This is a genomic window from Bradyrhizobium sp. Ash2021 (assembly GCF_031202265.1).
Classification (GTDB): Bacteria; Pseudomonadota; Alphaproteobacteria; order Rhizobiales; family Xanthobacteraceae; genus Bradyrhizobium.
In genome coordinates, this window is sequence record NZ_CP100604.1 from 7,621,770 (window position 1) to 7,639,163 (window position 17,394).

The 17,394-nt window shown below is 60.2% G+C and carries 15 protein-coding genes and 1 pseudogene; 5 read left to right on the forward strand and 11 right to left on the reverse strand.

Going from position 1 to position 17,394, the window contains the following annotated elements:
* Nucleotides 1-32: 32 nt before the first annotated feature.
* Nucleotides 33-209: pseudogene (locus NL528_RS36700) on the reverse strand (IS5/IS1182 family transposase); the annotation flags it as partial.
* Between the two features lie 840 nt (nt 210-1,049).
* Here NL528_RS36700 and NL528_RS36705 point away from each other — a divergent pair.
* Together NL528_RS36705 and NL528_RS36710 are read left to right on the forward strand one after the other, a co-directional pair.
* Nucleotides 1,050-2,390 (forward strand): MFS transporter, encoded by a 1,341-nt coding sequence (locus NL528_RS36705; protein ID WP_309185145.1) that lies wholly within the window; start codon nt 1,050-1,052, stop codon nt 2,388-2,390.
* Between the two features lie 1,268 nt (nt 2,391-3,658).
* Complete coding sequence (locus tag NL528_RS36710) at nt 3,659-3,907, forward strand: hypothetical protein (protein WP_309179250.1); 249 nt, start codon at nt 3,659-3,661, stop codon at nt 3,905-3,907.
* A 74-nt stretch (nt 3,908-3,981) separates the two neighbouring features.
* Here NL528_RS36710 and NL528_RS36715 read toward each other — a convergent pair whose 3' ends face one another.
* The 5 genes from NL528_RS36715 to NL528_RS36735 form a co-directional block, all read right to left on the reverse strand.
* Nucleotides 3,982-4,329, reverse strand: coding sequence for a hypothetical protein (locus tag NL528_RS36715; RefSeq protein ID WP_309179251.1), 348 nt, complete (start codon nt 4,327-4,329; stop codon nt 3,982-3,984).
* A gap of 241 nt (nt 4,330-4,570) precedes the next feature.
* Nucleotides 4,571-4,744: a hypothetical protein gene (locus NL528_RS36720; RefSeq protein ID WP_309179252.1), complete on the reverse strand. Its 174-nt coding sequence runs from the start codon at nt 4,742-4,744 to the stop codon at nt 4,571-4,573.
* 43 nt (nt 4,745-4,787) lie between these two features.
* The gene (locus NL528_RS36725) at nt 4,788-5,465 is read right to left on the reverse strand and encodes an AEC family transporter (protein WP_309179253.1); all 678 of its coding nucleotides are present in this window, start codon (nt 5,463-5,465) and stop codon (nt 4,788-4,790) included.
* 287 nt (nt 5,466-5,752) lie between these two features.
* Complete coding sequence (locus NL528_RS36730) at nt 5,753-7,138, reverse strand: IS1380 family transposase (RefSeq protein ID WP_309185146.1); 1,386 nt, start codon at nt 7,136-7,138, stop codon at nt 5,753-5,755.
* A 169-nt stretch (nt 7,139-7,307) separates the two neighbouring features.
* Nucleotides 7,308-8,465 carry a LuxR C-terminal-related transcriptional regulator gene (locus NL528_RS36735; protein ID WP_309179254.1) on the reverse strand — a complete coding sequence of 386 codons (1,158 nt, stop codon included), beginning with the start codon at nt 8,463-8,465 and terminating at the stop codon, nt 7,308-7,310.
* Between the two features lie 452 nt (nt 8,466-8,917).
* Between NL528_RS36735 and NL528_RS36740 the strand changes: the two genes are divergently transcribed.
* Nucleotides 8,918-9,490 carry a hemerythrin domain-containing protein gene (locus NL528_RS36740; RefSeq protein ID WP_309179255.1) on the forward strand — a complete coding sequence of 191 codons (573 nt, stop codon included), beginning with the start codon at nt 8,918-8,920 and terminating at the stop codon, nt 9,488-9,490.
* A 53-nt stretch (nt 9,491-9,543) separates the two neighbouring features.
* Complete coding sequence (locus NL528_RS36745) at nt 9,544-9,960, forward strand: hypothetical protein (protein ID WP_309179256.1); 417 nt, start codon at nt 9,544-9,546, stop codon at nt 9,958-9,960.
* Nucleotides 9,961-10,171: 211 nt separating this feature from the next.
* Here the strand turns inward: NL528_RS36745 and NL528_RS36750 are convergent, their stop codons facing one another.
* The 4 genes from NL528_RS36750 to NL528_RS36765 form a co-directional block, all read right to left on the reverse strand.
* Nucleotides 10,172-10,807 (reverse strand): c-type cytochrome, encoded by a 636-nt coding sequence (locus tag NL528_RS36750; protein ID WP_309179257.1) that lies wholly within the window; start codon nt 10,805-10,807, stop codon nt 10,172-10,174.
* Between the two features lie 17 nt (nt 10,808-10,824).
* A complete protein-coding gene (locus NL528_RS36755; protein WP_309179258.1) occupies nt 10,825-11,289 on the reverse strand; it encodes a c-type cytochrome in 465 nt (154 codons plus the stop codon).
* Nucleotides 11,290-11,534: 245 nt separating this feature from the next.
* Nucleotides 11,535-12,308 (reverse strand): outer membrane beta-barrel protein, encoded by a 774-nt coding sequence (locus NL528_RS36760; protein ID WP_309179236.1) that lies wholly within the window; start codon nt 12,306-12,308, stop codon nt 11,535-11,537.
* Nucleotides 12,309-12,338: 30 nt separating this feature from the next.
* Nucleotides 12,339-13,784: a cytochrome C gene (locus NL528_RS36765; protein ID WP_309179237.1), complete on the reverse strand. Its 1,446-nt coding sequence runs from the start codon at nt 13,782-13,784 to the stop codon at nt 12,339-12,341.
* Nucleotides 13,785-14,231: 447 nt separating this feature from the next.
* Between NL528_RS36765 and NL528_RS36770 the strand changes: the two genes are divergently transcribed.
* Complete coding sequence (locus tag NL528_RS36770; RefSeq protein ID WP_309179259.1) at nt 14,232-14,882, forward strand: c-type cytochrome; 651 nt, start codon at nt 14,232-14,234, stop codon at nt 14,880-14,882.
* A gap of 85 nt (nt 14,883-14,967) precedes the next feature.
* On the opposite strand, the gene NL528_RS36775 is transcribed toward NL528_RS36770, so the two are convergent.
* Entirely contained in the window at nt 14,968-17,265 is a 2,298-nt protein-coding gene (locus tag NL528_RS36775) for a heavy metal translocating P-type ATPase (protein WP_309179260.1), read from the reverse strand.
* Between the last annotated feature and the right edge of the window lie 129 nt (nt 17,266-17,394).

Sequence of the window (17,394 nt, forward strand, 5' to 3'; positions counted from 1 at the left end):
AGCCATTTTGGGAAACCAAGTTACGCTGCCGCCTGGGAATCAATCGAAGGCCGGCCAGTAGAGCTGTAAAATGGCGCCAGGTGGCTCCGAACATCGGACAAATCGACGAACCGGTCGATCGACCTCAGCAAGTGGCCGGCCGGAACGTGTCGCTCAAGTGAGAACTCGTAGAACAGCGCCGCTTGATCAATCTGTCGCGGACCCATCATCGCTTCCGGCCTCCCGCCTACGAGACCGAATGAATCAGCGAACTCCTTGCGCTTCAACAGGAGAGTTTTTCAACAAAATCTGCCAGAAGCAGACATCGCCTGTCGATTAGCCAGCCCGGGCTTTTCTCGCAGGGCGTCTATCCGAATCCGGAACTGACCGATCTGCTTAAGAATCTCGTGCCGTACTTCGGACATGGCGAGGAGGTGCTTCTCGCCGTCTTTCAGCAAGCCAAAATCCGTAGATGGCGCAAAGCGAGAGAGCGAGCACGTCTAGACAGAAAAGAAGCGTGTTCATGATCGTCCTCCTGTCCTGGAGCGACCACCCTTGGCTATTTTGCTGGGCACCAAATTGATCTGAAAGAGGTGCCCCAACCGACAGAGTCCCGGAGTGTCTGGGAGTCCGGGGCCCAACCGTAACTGCATTCCGAGGGGCGCTCGGTGTGTAATATTAGTAAGGCCGCTCGCGGGTTCCCGCTTTGAGGTAGGTCAACTAAGGTATGAGGCGCGTTTTGATCAATATCAAAACAGGTTATCGGGCTGGGCGGTAAACACACCTTGCTAAAGATAAAAATAACGCTCTCGAAGTCACGAAACTCAGGATAAGCCGCCGCTGACCAGACCCAGCGGCGGCATTCGCTGTATTTCGCAGGGGGGTTGCGCCTATGGCCCACCCAACATCGACTAAGCCGACCAAAACTGTGAGCCAGTACGGCCAACTTCAGTTCAACAAAAGCTTGCAAAGCTCAATGGCGAGGATGCGTTTCGCTAGGCGGCGGTCCGGTGCGACTTCCGCCGCGAAGTCATGAATCCCTGAAACAGGAGGAGAATGACATGGCTCAAATGGCAATAGAACAAACGGCTCAAACCGCTCGAGTTCCGAAGAACTTTCGGACCGTGATCACGGCCGCGGCCGGGGGAAACGTCATCGAGTGGTATGACTTTTATATTTTCGGGAGCTTGGCCACGATCTTGTCGGTCAAATTCTTCGAAAAGAGCCATCCCGTCGCGGCCCTGCTCAGCACGATCGCGTTGTTCACCGCCGGGTTCCTGGTCCGTCCATTGGGGGCGCTTCTGTTCGGCTGGATGGGAGACCGCGTCGGCCGCAAATATACGTTCATCTTGACGCTTGTCGGCATGGCGCTAGGTACGGGTGCGATCGGGTTGATTCCGACCTTCGAACAGATCGGCTTGAGCGCCGCGATCATTCTGTTCTGTTTGCGAATGCTCCAGGGACTTTGCCTGGGCGGTTCATACGGCGGCGCCATCACCTATGTCGCCGAGCACGTGCCGGAAGAACGCCGCGGTTACTATACCTCATGGCTGCAGACCTCGCCGACCCTCGGCATCGTACTGTCGCTCGTCGTGATCATCGCTGTACGCAGCTATTTCGGCGAGACCGTATTCAATGACTGGGCCTGGCGCATCCCGTTCTTGTTCTCCTTCCTGCTGGTGTTCATCACCCTCTACATGCGTGCAAACTTCGAGGAGTCGCCAGTCTACGAGGAGATCAAGGCCAAGGGGAAGACGAGCAAGAATCCGTGGCGCGAGGCCTTCCTCAACCCCGCCAACTTGAAGTACGTGGTGATCGCGACCATTGTCGTTTTGGGCGAGGGCGTGGTCTGGTACAGCAGCCAGTTCTGGCCCCTGTTCTACCTGCAGACGGTTTCCAAAGTGGACACGCTGTCCAGCTCCTTCATCGTGGGCATCGGCCTAGTCATCGGCACCCCGTCACTCATCTTCTTCGGCTGGCTGTCCGACAAGATCGGCCGAAAGCCGGTGATCCTGGGCGGCTTCTTCCTGGCGGCGCTCACCTACTTTCCGCTGTTCACCTGGCTCGGGGCGGCCACGCAGCCAGGCCATATCAACTATCCGATCGCGATCTTGATCATCGCGATCCTCGTCTGCTACGTTGGCATGGTGTACGGGCCGATCGGCGCGTTCCTGGCCGAATTCTTCCCCGGCAGGATCCGCTACACGGCGGTGTCCATGCCGTACATGATCGGCAACGGCTGGGGCGGTGGCTTGGTGCCGTTCATCACCACGGCGGCCTTCACGGCAACGGGCAGTCTCGCCTATGCTCTGATCTACCCGATCGCTGTTCCTGTGGTATGCTTGGTGCTCTCCCTGTTCTTGATGCCGGAGACGCGCCATATGAAAATCTGGGGTGCCGACGCGGCATAGGCGTTATCGGCAAGTTGGCAATAATATAGGCTGCGTGCGGGGCCGTTCGGCCCCGCACTTTGGCTGCCCGCGGATCGGCGCGCGGCATCGTAATCCGGGCCGCCTCAAGCGCGCCCCTCCAGTGCACGAAGAAAGACCCGTCTTGCCAGAGATCGCGGCGTACTCCGCTCTGGGGCCGGCCTGCTAATCAGGCGATGTCGCTTTTGGGTCATTCTCGACCGAATTAGGCTGTCTGCGCCATGTCCGGTCTTCCCCCGATAGCGACCGAATAGCGGACATCGCTGAAGGTCCGGTTCGTGCCAACAGCATAAGTCGAAGCGAGCCCCTGATCGATTGAACCCCTGACCCGATCCAACGGGACGGTTACTGCCTATCCTGGCTGAGATTTCTTCGGTCGCTCGATAATTCGTTGTTGCCGCCGATAGGCGCGCGCCTGCTCGATCTCCCAAATTGTCCGGATGAAGCACGCGCCGAGGCAAAAGACGAATGCCATCGTTGATGGATCCAACTGCGATGGTTCCGAGATGGACCATCGAATACGTCATGGTACTTTTCCCTTCAGCCGAGCCCGCAATGCACCCGACTAAACAGGGAATATGTGGGACGGGTCACGCTTTGAGGCGGGAGCGACAAGCATTGGCGAACCCAGAACAGATGGTCGCAGGCACGATCGGCCCGTCGATTTTTTATTACCGCGGCCAGCTCGAGTTAAGGCGCGACGAGTCGATGGGTGTGCGTAACCGCCGGCTTCGGAGAACCGAGCGATCCCCAAATGGCAACGCTCAACAAAAGGGCAGCTACTGCCCAACGGACGGCAAACAGATCCAATAGCTTCCTCCATCAGAAGGGCGATTATACTATTCACGCAACGTGCCAACCGCGTGACGGTGCCCTGTAACCGAGCGTTCAACTAGTCCAATATCGCTGTCAGGGCTTCGCACCTATCACACCAACATCGTTGACCAGCGACACCATTCCCCTGCTTACAGTTCCGCTCGCTGAAATCAGGCGTAGGGATCCGGCGCTACTCCTCGCGCGAAGTTCAGAAAAATCCCGGACTCAAATCCAGGCCCTAGGTCGCCAAAAGGAGCAGCACGAATAGACCGGCCCCGCACATAAGGGCGAGCTGCTTGAGACCGGCGAACTTCAGCGATATGGGCGGAAACGCACGGGAGAAAGCTCTTGCGACAGTAGCCATTGCGGCCTCCAAATTTCGACGTCAGTATTAGGTCAGTACTTCCTGAATCGCCGCATCATCGGAAGTGATGATGCCAAGCGTGAAGCACCCAACCGGCGCCCAAGTCGGTTCCAAAATGATGCTGGTTGACGGTCAGCCTGAGATGTCGCTCGAGTCGTTTCCGTACGCTCCGTCGCCAGGCCTTTTTGAATCGCAAAACCGGATCGACCTCAATTCGGGAAAGCTAGACCAGATTTACCGGAAGCAAAACAACGTGGAGGAAAAGTACCGGCTTGATGTGAGCCAACGATCCATAGAGAATGAAGAGCACGTTGCTTAAAAGCGCGAGAGTTCGAAGCGCCACAATCGTCGTCAAGCAGAAACTGGCAAGAACGCAAAGAGCGGCCGAGAAGCCTAACAAGTCAATCGACGACATGCCGTTGTCCCGCTTGGGTCACTCGATTTGGATGTCTGCTGATATCGAATCGTGGCATTGGCCTGGCCAAGCCGCGCTGACGCGATGGTGACCGTTCCTGGCTGATCCGCAATCGCAAGTCCGACAAGTAGCAAGGCAACTGCGGCATAAAGGGCGAAAAATCCCAGTCGCCATTGTTTGAGGACCATCCGGTCATCACAGTTTTCGGGACGATCCCTATTTTTTAAACTCCAAGGATAGAAAAGTTTGGAATGCGCGTTTGCTGAAGGGTAAGCATTGGCTGAAGGAGCATGGGGTGAGAGTAGCGTTCCAGTTTTTGGAAGCATCGTAAGTCTCCAAATGTATCGACCAAAATGATTTGGCTTAAATGATCAGCGCAGTTAGCGAAGCTGCTGCGTTCCGTGCACAGAAGATCAGTCTCCCCTAACGACCAGGCTTTTTCGGAAGTGACAGTTCCGCCGGTATTGATTGAAAAAGTGAATGCGAAATAAACGCGAAATCACGCCGACGCCGTTCGACTGCGAGGATCAAAGTAGCCTCAAAGTACAAAAGGGATTATTGCAATTGTCAGGGAAATACGGACATCAATGCCAAGTCGCCCAGCGTGTTTCCGGGAGATAATGCGGCGGTATAGATCGCACCCAACATACACATTGCCAATCCGAAATAGCCGAAAATGAAGTGCAGATCTCTTCCACTGGAGCGAACTTCGTATGACTGTAGCGCTTCAAGGATTTTCATTCGTTTCCCTTTCATTTTTGCGAGCCGTCATCGATTTCATCCGTCAAAGGTGGTGCAAGGCGTAGGACCACAGCGGCAGTGTGAGAAACGAAAGTGATATGCCAACTCCGACCATCAACGAGACCAGTGGCGGGTTCAGGCCGTGCTGGGCCGCGACGATTGCACCGCCAATCATCGGGCCCATCCCAGCTTCAAACAGGGTCACTCGGGTGATTTCTTCGCCGGTGCCCAACAAGGTGAAGTAAATGGACGCGATCACAACAGGTGCAAGGAACAGCTTGAACCCCAGGCCTGTGGCAAGCGCGGTCTTAAGTCCGCTGGTTTGGTCAAACCTCAATTGGAAGCCGACTGAAACGAGAGCAAGCGGGGCAAGCGTGTCACCCAGGCGCTTGAGCGCGTCGGAAACCCAATCGGGAAACTCGAAGGGCAACAGAATGAATGCCGCGATTAGGGCAAGCAAAGGTGGGAATGTGAGGACCCGCTTGAAGACAACGGTTTTGGATTCCGTGCCCGCCGAATAAATGGCGGCGACCGTGATCCCCAATGTGCTGAGGACCAGGTAGCTACCCAGCTGATCTATCAGGATGCCGGTCGCCATATTGGAAGCGCCGAAAAAGGCCTCGATCATCGGCAGTCCGACAAAAGATGTATTCGCGAGCCCGCCGACCAGCATCAGCGCCCCGGTGGTTTCGCGCGAGAATTTCAAACGCGAGGAAAGCATCCAGAAAAAGCCGTTTTGCTGGCCGCGCGGCCGACATTGCGAATGATGGCGGGGTAGTCTGGCGGGCGAAACGGACCTAGCCCGGATATCTCACACCACCATTGATAAGGCACGGGTACGGCGTCAAGCGGTGCCTTGTCGCGGCCTCTGGATAGGTGGAGGGGCGGTTATGGCCAAGCGGCTCGCGGCAAGCGAGTCTGGGTTTGGTCGTGCGCGGCATGCGGGTAAATCTGGGCGCGCCGGTCCCGTTGTGGGCCAACCTCGGCGATCTCGGCGAGGCCCGCGGCTCAGCTCGTGTTGGCGGCAGCGATGAGAGCCTGACGTGCAGTGGCAAAGACGGCCTTGTAGGGACAGCCGGACGCCATGGCGAACTTGATGCGGCGAACGCTGATGGTGACGAGCGCGCCGATCTTGAACAGCTTGCGGCGAATGGTGCCGCAGCTGGCATCGGCCAGGTCGGTCGCCTGCAGAGCGATGCGACGTAGGCCCTCGATCAGCACGTAGGCCATCGAGGCGCAGTAAAGCCGCAACTGGTTGGCCTTCATGGTGGCGGTGGAGGTGCGATCGGCGAACAGGTCCATCTGGCATTCTTTGATGCGGTTCTCCATCTCGCCGCGGGCGCAGTAGACTGCTTCGTAGAGATGCCGGCCCTCGCCATCGGCGCCGGTCAGCGAGGTGACGATGAAGCGCGGATTGGCCTCGCCTTTCGTCCACTCCGCCTTGACGATGACCCGCCGCTTGCGGCTCCAGCTCTTGCGGGTCGACCAGATCAGCTCCTTGAAGCGGCGCGCCGGCTCCCCGCTCGCCTGGCTCTCGTCGCGGGCCTCGGCCAATTCGGCCTCGATCGTGCGCGCAAGACGGACGTTCCTGGCAAGCCCGAAGATGAAGTCGACCCCATTGGCCTCACACCAGCTCATCAGCGTGTCGCGCGCAAAGCCCGAGTCGGCGCGCAGAATGATGCGCGTGTGCGGCCAGCGCGCGCGGATCTGCGCCACGATCCGGGCGATCTCCTCGACCGAACCGGCCGCGGCATCGATGTTGGCGGGCCGCAGCTTCGCCGCCAGCAAGTGACGGCCGCAGAAGATGTACAGCGGCAGATAGCAGTAGCAGTCGTAGTAGCCGTGGAAGAACCGCCCCTCCTGGTGCCCATGCAGCGGATCGTCGGTCGCGTCGAGATCGAGGACGATCTCCTGGGGCGCCGTCTTGTGCGCCTCCAGGAACAGCGTGACAAACAAGGCTTCAATCGCCGACGGATCGTGCGCGATCTTGTGGTAACGCGTCGCCACATCCCGGCTCAGCTCCAGTCGGTTCAGCGTCGATTTGCCGGCCACCGGTGCGCAGTCCCCCCGCCGGGCCGCCAGCTTGCCCGCCAGCACCGCCATCACCGGATCGTGCCGCAGCTCGTCGTGGTCGTTGATGTCCTCGTAACCGAGCGCAATCCCGAAGACCCGCTGCCCGACCAGCGTCGGTACAAGATGTTCGACGAGCCGGGGGTGCCGCCGATCGATGAAGCATTCGGCAAACCGACCAACCAGCCCGATCGCCCGATCGGTTGCGCCCAACAGCAGCGCCCCGGCGTCCGACGTGATCGCTCCACCATCAAAACCCGCTATCACCGGACGGCTTGCTACGGGTGCAAACTCGAACAGTTCTGCGCTACACTCTGTCGGCATCGGGGCGCTCCTCGAATCATCGGAAAGTGGTTGCGGCACAACAACTTTCGCTGATTCGGCGCTCCGTTGCGCTCAACTGTGTGAGATATCCGGGCTAGGTCAGAACGTAGCTGCACCGGTCCCGTCGCCCATAGGGCGCGTTAGCGATAGAGACAGGTCGCCTCAGGAATTAATGAACAGGCTGCTGTGGGGCCCGGATTTGGGGCGTCGAGTTCTGCAACAGGCGCAGGAGGTCGGACTGCCGGGGCGTGTCGGTCTTGGAGAACATGTGCTGCAGATGAGTGCGCACGGTCGGCTCGCTGATGCCGAGCATGTCGGCCGCCTCCTTGGCGCCGAGCCCCTGGGCAAGCGCTAGGAGCACGCGAAGTTCGCCGCCGGTCAGCCTGTAAAGCCTAGCAAAGGCCTCGCCCGGCATGAGGGGCGCCTGAGCAGGATCCTTCGTGAACACAGCGACCGATGCTGCAAACGGCGCGATAATGCCGCTGCGCTGACCACGATCCACCGGAAGCAGGGTTGCAATGTAGCCGGCGCCGTCGACATCCGGGATTGCCAGGGAATGTTCGCTCATATCCATGTCGATGTCGTCGCGCGACGCCTCGTCAATGGCTTTCGATAGGGCCGCGCGCGCGGTGGGATCGGTGGGAGAAATCCGGTTGTTTACGATGCGAATGGAATTGCCGGTCCTGGTCTGGCGCTCAGCAGCGTCGTTCATATAGACAACGCGGCCATCGCGTGCCGTGAGGAAAACACCCGCGACAAGTACATCAAGCGTCTTTTCCAGCATCTCCGACCTCAGCGCCCTGATATCGAGCGCATCCGAGATGGTGAGTGCGCGGCAGACGTGCGGGGACAGGAGCTTGAACAGGCCGATATCTAGCTGTTGGTAATGCGGGGCCTTCTCGCTCCGGGAGGCGTGCATGGAAGCCATGCGGCCGCCGGTCCGCAACGCAGGAAACCAGATTATATCCAGTAGTCCGAACGGCTTTAGCACTTCTCTATAGAACCGGCTTTCAAGCAATTCGTGGGGTTCCATGGAGAGGGCGCTGACGTGGCCAATATTGGAGACGATGTCCGCTGCTGCCATTGGTGTTTGTGCATAGTTCTTTCCCAGCTTTTCCAGGAATTCCGGCTGGTATCCGAACACGAACAACTGGTCATTTTGCACGTGTCGCATATCGTGAACGCAGATGCCGCCCGCTGTGCTTTCACACAGATCGGCAATCTTCCGGCAAGTGTCCGGCCACTGATGCGGATCGAGCGCGCAATCATAAATCGCGCCGATCGTGTCAGATAACGCCTGGGCGGAGACTCCATCCAAACCGATCACGTCGAGCCCTCACTGTCCGTGGAGCGGCATATCTGCCGGTTGATCTCAAAGAAAAGCTCAATGCGAGTACAGGTAGTTCCCTCAATGAAACTATCGTTTCAGGAAGGGGAGCCCCGGTCAATCGCTGTCTTGGCGTTCTCGGATTAAATTAGCTCGTTCACCTTCATCCATCCGCGGATTGTTGATCGGCCCATGTCCGCCAAGGGTCAATCCCGTCGTTTTTGTTCTGTCCGCGTTACGACCGCTTTTCCCCCGATAGCGACCGGGCAGCGGACATCGCCGGACGTCTCAAATGGGCCATGAGCAGACGTTGCGAGGCGCGTGTTGGCTTCGGGTTCATTAGCCGCGATGGTCCGCCAAACTGCGCTTTCCCACTTTGTTGATCTATCGCAATGTCCTACAGCGCGACATCGGCAATTATCATAGAAAATATCATCTTTGAGGAGGGCACAATGGTCATTGAAATCTTGTGCCAGGAACATCGCAACATTGAAAAGTTGCTCCTCGTTCTCGAGCGCGAGCTGAGCGTCTTCGCTCGCGGAGACCGCCCTGACTACGAGGTAGTCCATGCGGTTATCGCTTATTTCCAAGTCTATCCCGATGCCTACCACCATCCGACGGAGGACATGGTATTCGAGAAGCTGAAGGTACGCGATCCCGCCGCGGCCGCGAAGGTCGGCGATCTCGCGGCCGATCACCGGAGGGGCGCCGAAGGTTTGCGCCGGGTCGCGCGGGCGGTCGAGAGCGTACTAGCTGACCAGGAACTCCTGCGGCAAAACATCAACGACATCATTCGCGACTTCATCGAGCAGGAACGGCGCCATATCGCCATGGAAGAGCGTGATTTCTTTCCGGCCGCGGTCAAGGCTCTGCAAGCTCGGGACTGGGCGGAGATCGCTTCGAGACTGACTGATCAGAGGAACCCGCTTTTCAGTGAGGTCGTCGAAGAGAGGTTCGAGGTCGTGCGAAGGCATATCTTGCAGCTGGAGCAGGAGGCTGAGGCGGAACGATCGGCGTATTGCTGACGCAGCGGCGGCGCAGCTGGCCAGAATTTGTATTTCAGACGATGGAGGGTGCGATGACGACAACCCAGCGTGAACCTTATCCTTTTGTCACGAAAGTGATCGACCTGTTTGGCGACTGGCTCAAGCAGCGTCGGGAGTTGAACGAGCTGATGGGGTACGCAGCCGATCCGGGTGAGCTGGAGCGGGTGGCGCGCGATCTCAATGTAACGCCCGCCGATCTCGAGATGCTGGTGCGGCAGGGGTCGGACGGCGCGAACGAGTTGCCGTACACGCTCACGGCGCTGGGCATCGACGAAGCGGCCGTATGGCGGGCGGAGCCGGCCTTATTGCGCGACATGGAGCGCGTCTGTTCGTTCTGCACGCACAAGCGTCGGTGCCATCAGGAGCTCGCGGCCGGGACTGCTGCGACAAACTATGTGGAGTATTGCGGGAACGCGGATACAATCGACATGGTGAGGTTCAAGAGCTGAAGATCACGAGCTGATCAAGACCGGCCGAGAACCGCATCATGGAATCTGTCCAGCGCTTCTGATCCGCGGCAGCGGCCATGCCGAGGATCGAGAGTCTATCCCAATGATGACGCTTTCGAGCGCAATGAACCGGGCGTGCCGCGCGATCTTGACGGCGGGCACGAGCGGGCGAGATCACCAGAACTTTGGAGCGAGGTGTTACGGCGACGGCTTACTTGACAAAGCTGAGGTAAGAAGCCAGCGCCTCAATTTCGTTCGGGCCCAATTGTCGCGCAACCAGCGGCATCGGAGAGGCCGGACCTGAATGGTATCCTTGGCCCCACTGCTCGAGCCGCGCCTTCAGGTAGAAATAAGCAAGCCCCCCAAGGCGAGGAATTTCCCGCACGCCTTCGGCGTTCGGGCCATGACAGGCATAGCAGGATGCAATGTTGGCCTCCGGAATTCCCTCCATATAAATCGTTCTGCCCGTGGCCACGAGATTCTTGTCGCCGTCATTGGCGGGTTTGGGCGCGATCGTCGCAAAGTAGGCCGCGAGCTCGCGGGCGGCGCGAGCATCAAGCGCGGCCACCGCGCCCCACATGTATTGCTTCGAAAAAGGATTGTCACGCGTGTGCTCGCGGAAGCTTCTGATCTGGCTTTCGGTATAGGCCGGACGCTGACCGGCCAACCTCGGGGCGACCATGTAACCCTGTGCCGATGTTCCGTGGCACCAGGTGCAGTTGCGGACGCTGCTGTCGCCATCCCAGGCCATCGCGGGAGCGATTGAGGCGACCATCGCCAGGACCGCGGCTTTCAATCCGGTGCGCTTCATGACCTCAAAGCTCAATTCAATTGGCCGACGCAGCATATGCGGGATCCAAACGCTCATTGCAGATAGCTGACATAGGCCGCGACGGCTTCAATTTGTGATCGCGTCAGATTATGTGCTGTCGGCGCCATGATCGCGGAGGTGTCGACTGCCGATCCTTGGCCTCGCACCTTCGTCCAACCAGTGAGCTGTCCAACGGAGTACTCATAGAGCTGGCCCGCCAGCCGCGGAATTTCGTTCTGGCCCCTGCCTTCGGAGCCATGACAGGCCGCGCAGGCCGGCACATTGGCATCGGGAAGCCCGTCCTCGAAGATCCTCTTGCCCAACGCCAATGAACCCCTTGGCGCGCCTCCGATCGGCTTGGGATCGAGATTCCTGAAATGTGTCGCCAAGGCCGAGACCATTGAGGGGCTCAGCACGTGGGCGACGTTGGCCATGATGGGGTTCGTGCGCCGGCGCTCGATGAAAGCCCGCAACTGATTCTCCATATATTGCGGTTGCTGTCCTGCCAGTCGCGGCATTGGAAAATATCCACGATACCCCTGCGCTGACAACCCGTGGCAGGTTTTGCAATATTCCAGTTTCGCCTCCAGGCCGCCCTGCCTCGCGACGATCACTCTGTCCTCCGCGCGACCCACGACTGAAAAACCGACAGCCAGCAGCACTGCGGGCCACACGAACCGCAAGCCGGTGACCCCTAAGATACGGCGCTTGCGCCTGTCAGGTGACATCCGCGCTGTCCTCCTCCCCTAGCATAGTTCGACCGTCACCAGCCGGCTGCCCAGACGTGAAAGTTGAGCCCGACTTTCACGACCTGGATGTTTTGCTTGACGTCGACCAGGCCCGAGAAAACGTTGACCGGATCGGACATCAAGACGTTGCCATGTCCGAATTGATAGTAGTCGTATTCGACGAAGGCGGACCAATGATGCGTGAAAGCCCAGTCCACGCCGCCACCGACGGTCCACCCCACGCGATTGTCCAACCCCTCAAAGGCAAACGGGGTACCGCCGAATGAACCGGTGACATCGTATTTATCTCCGGCGAGCGCGACGCCCCCCTTGGCGTACAGCAACACATTGTCGATGGCGTAGCCCAGGCGAACAGTCAGGCTCGGCAGAAAGTCGGTATTGGCCTTCACCAGGGCCGTGTCGGGGGGGCTGAGCGGCAGCCCGACGGTTCTCGTGTTCCTCATGGTCGAACCGGACGCGGCACCCTCGATGCCGACGACCCAGGAGGGAGCGAACTGGTAGTCGCAGCCGATCTGCCCGCCAATCACCACACCGGTCGGCGATGGACTGACCGTTGTGACGTCCACAGTAGAGCCAGCGCCCAGAAACGAATCCTGCACCAGCTGCACCGGATCGGTAATGTCCTTGCGTCCAAAACCGCCGCCGACGTGGCCGCCAACGTAGCAACCCGTCCAGCTGAAGCGCGCTGCGAACGGCGTCTCCGCCTTGAGCGGCATGTCGGCGGCGAGCACGGGTCCCGCGACGGCCATTGCAAGCGCTGCGGCATTTGCCAAAAGCAGTTTTCTCATCTGACGATCTCCGTCTGCGGGCGCGCCCGCCTACATGGCAAACCAGGCGTGGAGGAAGAGCGTGTTGTTGTCGTGGGCCCCGACCGTGGTGCCGTTGAACTTGTTGTAATAGGTGTATTGCAGGCCAATGCGGGCATTGAACCATGGCCAGCCGAACGACTTGCTGAGCCCGAACGGGATGTAGGCGATTTCAGCCTGGAAGCCGTCGCTGTTCGGGGTCATGGCCAACCCGGTGACGGGATCGGTCCCGAACAGGGTCGCATCGGCGGTGCCCCAGATATTGAAATATTGTCCGGTGAAAACGATCCGGTTGTCGCCGCCATAAGCGAACGAGGCTTGCAGCTTCAGGCTGTTCAGGAGGTTGGTCGGATTGGACGAAGCAAAGTTGGCGAAGCTCGAATCGAGCCGCTGAAACTCGCGAATATAACTGCCGCGCAACGTCAGCCAGTAATTGTCGCCTTGATACTGGTATTGCGTATCAAAGCCGATGTCCGTGAACTTATCCGATAGCGGAAACGTTCCGGTCGAAAAACTCGCGAAGCTTGTATCGAGCCAAGGATGCACATCGAAGTACATTCCGAAGGTGCCGACCATCAGCGAGTGCCTGCCCCAATGCGGCTCGAGGGCGACGCGCCAATACGGCGCCACGCTGCCAAACAGACCGGGCGCGCCGAACGGGTCAGTGCCCAGCGCGTTCTGCTGGCTGAACCCGAGCGTCTTGTAACCCGTGACTTCGAGATAGAGCAGATCGTTGATCAAGGTGTAGGCGCCGACGCCACCGACATGCGCGGCGAAAGCGCCCTCGATCATCGTCTTGCTTGAGGGGGTCGGTGCAAGCGTCGATACCGCATAGGGGAATGACCAGGCCGGCGTAGTGTTCCACAAATCCTGGACGGTCGGATTGTTGTTGGCCGTGATGCCGTAGACAAGGTCGAGCGGGCCGATGCTCGCCGTCCTGGCAAAACGAACATCGGTATTGTCCCAGGTCCAGGTGTGTCCGAACGGATCCCCGAATCCGCCGGCAGGCGGCGCGTTATAGGTGACCTGCGCGAACGCGCCGATATCGTTGGTGATGGCTCCGCCCCAGAACGCGCTGAATGGCGAGAGCACGGTGTTGTCGTTTGGGCTGTAGGGGTCCGTCGGCGGGGGCAGTGGCGCTTGGGTGTGGGTGAAGCCGACAATCGCCATCATCGAGAGCGGCGGCACGTATTCCTTGTTACCATCACTCGCCGGAGGTTCAATCGCCTTGGCATAGCCGCGCAATTTGTCGAGTTCGGCGCGTGCGTCGCGTCCGGCGTTGGATGAGAACGGCGTCGTGCGAAACTCGCCGCCGCCAGGGGTGTATCCGAGCAGCTTGAACCGTCTTCCGTAAGGGGTAAGCGCGGGGAAATCGGTGTGGCAGGTACCGCAGGGCTGTCCAGTCTGACGTGCGAAGCTCGGCAGCGCTTGTGCTGGCGAAGTAGAGCCAATTGTCATGCAGCCCGCCAGCACTGCAGCAAGCACGAGCGCAGCGAATAGCCTGCCATTCCCGGAGAGTCGACTAGAACGGTACCCCCGCATCGCGCGCTGTCCCATCGCGGTGCGCTCACGGCAAACAGGAATCGAATTGCCAGGCGCGCTCGCGAACAATAGGCCAAGAGTGGAGAGCTTGGCCAAGCGACATTCGCTGGGTCGAATCCGATTTCAATGGCGGCGAGACATTTTAGCAACTATAGGTTGCAGCCAACACTAGAACGTTCGGCGAAACGCTGCGTTTCGTCGCGGGGCAACACCACTGATACAACGAGAATCCCTCGTCGTGTATCAGCAAAAACGCGAAATTCGTCCGGCTGGCTTTGATCTGGATCAACCGCCACCGGAAAAATCAGGCTGGACCAAAGTCCCCGGCGCAGCGTAGCTTGAGCCGATCAAAGGCGGGGTTCCATGAGGGTACGATCGGTATCGCCGACAGCAGCCTTTGCCGTCGTCCTCTCCATTTTCGCCGCGCTGGCGCATGCGGAGGACAAGGCGGCGTCCGCCGTCTCTGGGCAAGAACTCAAGGCCAAGACAGATTATTGCAAGACCTGCCATGGCTTGGTGGCGCAAGGTTTTCGCGGGTCTTTTCCGATGCCGCGGCTTGCGGGACAGCAGCCGGAGTATCTCCAGAATCAATTGCAGGCGTTTATCGAGGGCCGGCGCACGAACCCTGTCATGTTCAATGTCGCGCATGTTCTGAAGCCGTCGATGGTCGCGGCCTTGACCACATATTTCAAAGACCTCAATCCGAAGCCGTTGGGAGGTGCCACAAAGGAGCTCGTGCCTGAGGGCAAGAAGATTTACGAGGAAGGTGTTCCGAGCGCCAACGTTCCTCCCTGCGCCTCCTGTCACGGGCCGGATGCGAAGGGGGCCGATGCATTTCCGCGGCTGGCAGGTCAACTTCATGACTACATCTTCAGGAAGCTTACGAATTGGGAAAAGGAAAGAGGGCAGAACAAGGATCAGCCCGACACGTCGGCGATTATGCAGCCGATCGCCCACGATCTTACTGAAGCGCAGATCAAGGCCGTTGCGGCCTATGTCAGCCAATTAGAGTGATGGCGCTGCGGAATTTCGTCTACGCGTTACCATTTGCCCTAGACTTGAGAGATTGCGGATTGCGCTGGCTTTGAATGTCCGCCGCTCAGGCCGGCCCGTGCCCCTCCACCGCCTCGTAGATATCCTCCTCCTGGGCCGTGTGCATGCGCACCAGGGTTTCAATCGCCTCAATCACCCGCTGGGCGTCGCGGATCAGATAGCGGTCGATCTTTTCCGAAGCGAGATCTGCCGCCACGCGGCCCAGCAGCCGGGCGAGATGCAATATTTCGCGGTGCGCACGGCTCATGGCGGAGAGACTGTGGCGTTCCCGGAGCACATTGGCGAGCCGCGGATAGACGCTGCCCTCGTCGTCACGCTCATGCGTCACCACGCGTTCCTGCACCAGTGCGTTGGCTTCCATGATCAGCGCGCCAGCGGCTTCGGGGGCAGCATCGTCGAGCGTATCGACGATCGTGCGCAGGCGGTCGAGATTCTTGAGGAGCGCCAGATGGTCGCGATGCAACTCGCGTCCGCGTTCCGCCGTGATGCGCCGGCCGCCATTGCGATGGGCCGGGGTCAGCGCGCGCAGCGCATTCAGGATCACGGCAACGTCGATCACCTCCTGGACGATCGCCGCCGGCACGGGCTGCAGCCAGCCGACGGTTGCGGCCAGCATCGCCAGCAGCGACAGGCCCATGCCCGCGACGATGCTTTCGACCGCGATGCGTCGCGCCCGCTGCGCGATCGCGATCGCCTCGCCAACGCGATCGAGCCGGTCGGTGAGGATCACTACGTCGGCCGCCTCCGATGAAGCGCTGGCGCCGCGGGCGCCAAGCGCGATCCCGACATCCGCCGCGGCAAGCGCTGGAGCGTCGTTGATGCCGTCACCGACCATGATGGTCGGATGAAGCCGCTGCTCCGAGCGCACCGCGTCGACCTTGTCGGAGGGAACGCGATCGGACAGCACCGCATCGAGATCGAGCGCCGCGCCGATGGCCTGCGCCGCCGCGGCGCGGTCGCCGGTGACCATGACCATGCGCGCAACACCGGCGTCGCGCAAAAGACGGATCGCCCGCGGCGTATCGGATCGAAGTTCGTCGGCAAGCAGCAAGGCACCGACCGGCCGCCCCTCAACCGCGACGAAGACAACCAGCGCCGACCGCCACGAGGCGCGCCGGATCGCCCGCAACTCCCAAGGCGTGAGTTCGCCGCCGACGAGCACCAGGTCGCGCGAACCTGCGCTCACATGGCGACCGTCGATCACGCCATGCAGCCCGGCACCCACGGATTCCTTGACCTGCGCGGGGATGCTGAGCTTGAGGCCGCGCTCGACGCTCGCCGCAACCACGGCCTTGGCCAGCACATGATGCGAGGCCTGCTCGAGCGAAGCGCCCAGCATCAGCACCTTCTCAGCATCCTCGCCCGGCGCGGCCTCGACCGACAGCAGCCGCGCGCCGCCGACCGTCAGCGTCCCGGTCTTGTCGAACAGCACGGTATGCGCGCGCGCCAGCGCTTCCAAAGGTCCCCCGCCCTTCACCAGGATGCCGCGCCGGGCCGCTTGCGCAACACCGGCGATGAAAGCGACCGGCGCCGCCAGTATCAGCGGGCACGGCGTCGCCGCGACCAGCACGGCGAGACTGCGGATGAGGTCACCGGAGATCAGCCAAGCCAGTACGGCGATGGCGAGCGTGACGGGCAGGAAAACAAGCGCATAGCGGTCGGCCAGCCGCACGAAGGGCGCTTTTGCGGTCTGCGCCGCCGTCACCAGCCGCACGATGCCAGCATAGGTGCTTTCGCCGGCGGGAGCGGTCGTGGTCAGCTCAAAGGCTTCGCCGGCATTGAGGGAACCGGAGAGGATGGCGGTGCCAAGTGTTTTCGCGACCGGAATCGGTTCGCCGGTCAGCGCTGACTCGTCGATCGTTGCAGCACCCGAAGCAAGGACGCCGTCAACCGGAACGATTTCGCCCGCCCTGACCAGAAGCTGGTTACCCACAGCGATCTCTGCGATCGGTACCTCGTCGATCCGATCGCCATCCCGCCGATGGGCCTCGCGCGGGGCACGGTCGACGAGCGAGCGCAGATCATGTTCGGCCCGTGCGACCGCAATGTCCTCGAGCACGTTTCCGCCGGAATACATCAGCGCGACCACGGCGCCGGCAAGCGGCTGTCCAAGCGCCAGAGCGGCGCTCATCGATATCAGCGCGATCGCATCGACGCCCAAGCGGCCGGCCAGCAAGTCCCGTATCATCGAAATTGCCAAACCCGCGATGACAGGGACCGTCGCCAGCGTAAAGCTGAGATCGGCGATGTCGCTTCGGTGCTTGGCATAGCCGACGCCGCCCGCGGCCAGCCCCACAACCGCGATCGAGACGAGTGTCCATCGCAGGACGCGTTCAAACGACATTGACCATATCCTTGCGAGTGCCGAGATCAGCAAGATTGGCCGAGATCGCCGGCGCGGCTTTTGAGCGAAATCAATCGGAAAATAAACCGCGCCACCTGCGAACGGCGCGCAGAAGCAATCAGCTCACGC

What these genes read in the sequence shown, in the direction of transcription:
- NL528_RS36715 (WP_309179251.1), bottom strand. Translation starts at nt 4,329, where the DNA reads ATGCTTCCAAAAACTGGAACGCTACTCTCACCCCATGCTCCTTCAGCC.
- NL528_RS36755 (WP_309179258.1), bottom strand. Translation starts at nt 11,289, where the DNA reads ATGCCGCGACTGGCAGGACAGCAACCGCAATATATGGAGAATCAGTTG.
- NL528_RS36760 (WP_309179236.1), bottom strand. Translation starts at nt 12,308, where the DNA reads ATGAGAAAACTGCTTTTGGCAAATGCCGCAGCGCTTGCAATGGCCGTC.
- NL528_RS36710 (WP_309179250.1), top strand. Translation starts at nt 3,659, where the DNA reads ATGCCAAGCGTGAAGCACCCAACCGGCGCCCAAGTCGGTTCCAAAATG.
- NL528_RS36740 (WP_309179255.1), top strand. Translation starts at nt 8,918, where the DNA reads ATGGTCATTGAAATCTTGTGCCAGGAACATCGCAACATTGAAAAGTTG.
- NL528_RS36705 (WP_309185145.1), top strand. Translation starts at nt 1,050, where the DNA reads ATGGCAATAGAACAAACGGCTCAAACCGCTCGAGTTCCGAAGAACTTT.
- NL528_RS36725 (WP_309179253.1), bottom strand. Translation starts at nt 5,465, where the DNA reads ATGCTTTCCTCGCGTTTGAAATTCTCGCGCGAAACCACCGGGGCGCTG.
- NL528_RS36750 (WP_309179257.1), bottom strand. Translation starts at nt 10,807, where the DNA reads ATGCTGCGTCGGCCAATTGAATTGAGCTTTGAGGTCATGAAGCGCACC.
- NL528_RS36765 (WP_309179237.1), bottom strand. Translation starts at nt 13,784, where the DNA reads ATGACAATTGGCTCTACTTCGCCAGCACAAGCGCTGCCGAGCTTCGCA.
- NL528_RS36770 (WP_309179259.1), top strand. Translation starts at nt 14,232, where the DNA reads ATGAGGGTACGATCGGTATCGCCGACAGCAGCCTTTGCCGTCGTCCTC.
- NL528_RS36730 (WP_309185146.1), bottom strand. Translation starts at nt 7,138, where the DNA reads ATGCCGACAGAGTGTAGCGCAGAACTGTTCGAGTTTGCACCCGTAGCA.
- NL528_RS36745 (WP_309179256.1), top strand. Translation starts at nt 9,544, where the DNA reads ATGACGACAACCCAGCGTGAACCTTATCCTTTTGTCACGAAAGTGATC.
- NL528_RS36720 (WP_309179252.1), bottom strand. Translation starts at nt 4,744, where the DNA reads ATGAAAATCCTTGAAGCGCTACAGTCATACGAAGTTCGCTCCAGTGGA.
- NL528_RS36775 (WP_309179260.1), bottom strand. Translation starts at nt 17,265, where the DNA reads ATGTCGTTTGAACGCGTCCTGCGATGGACACTCGTCTCGATCGCGGTT.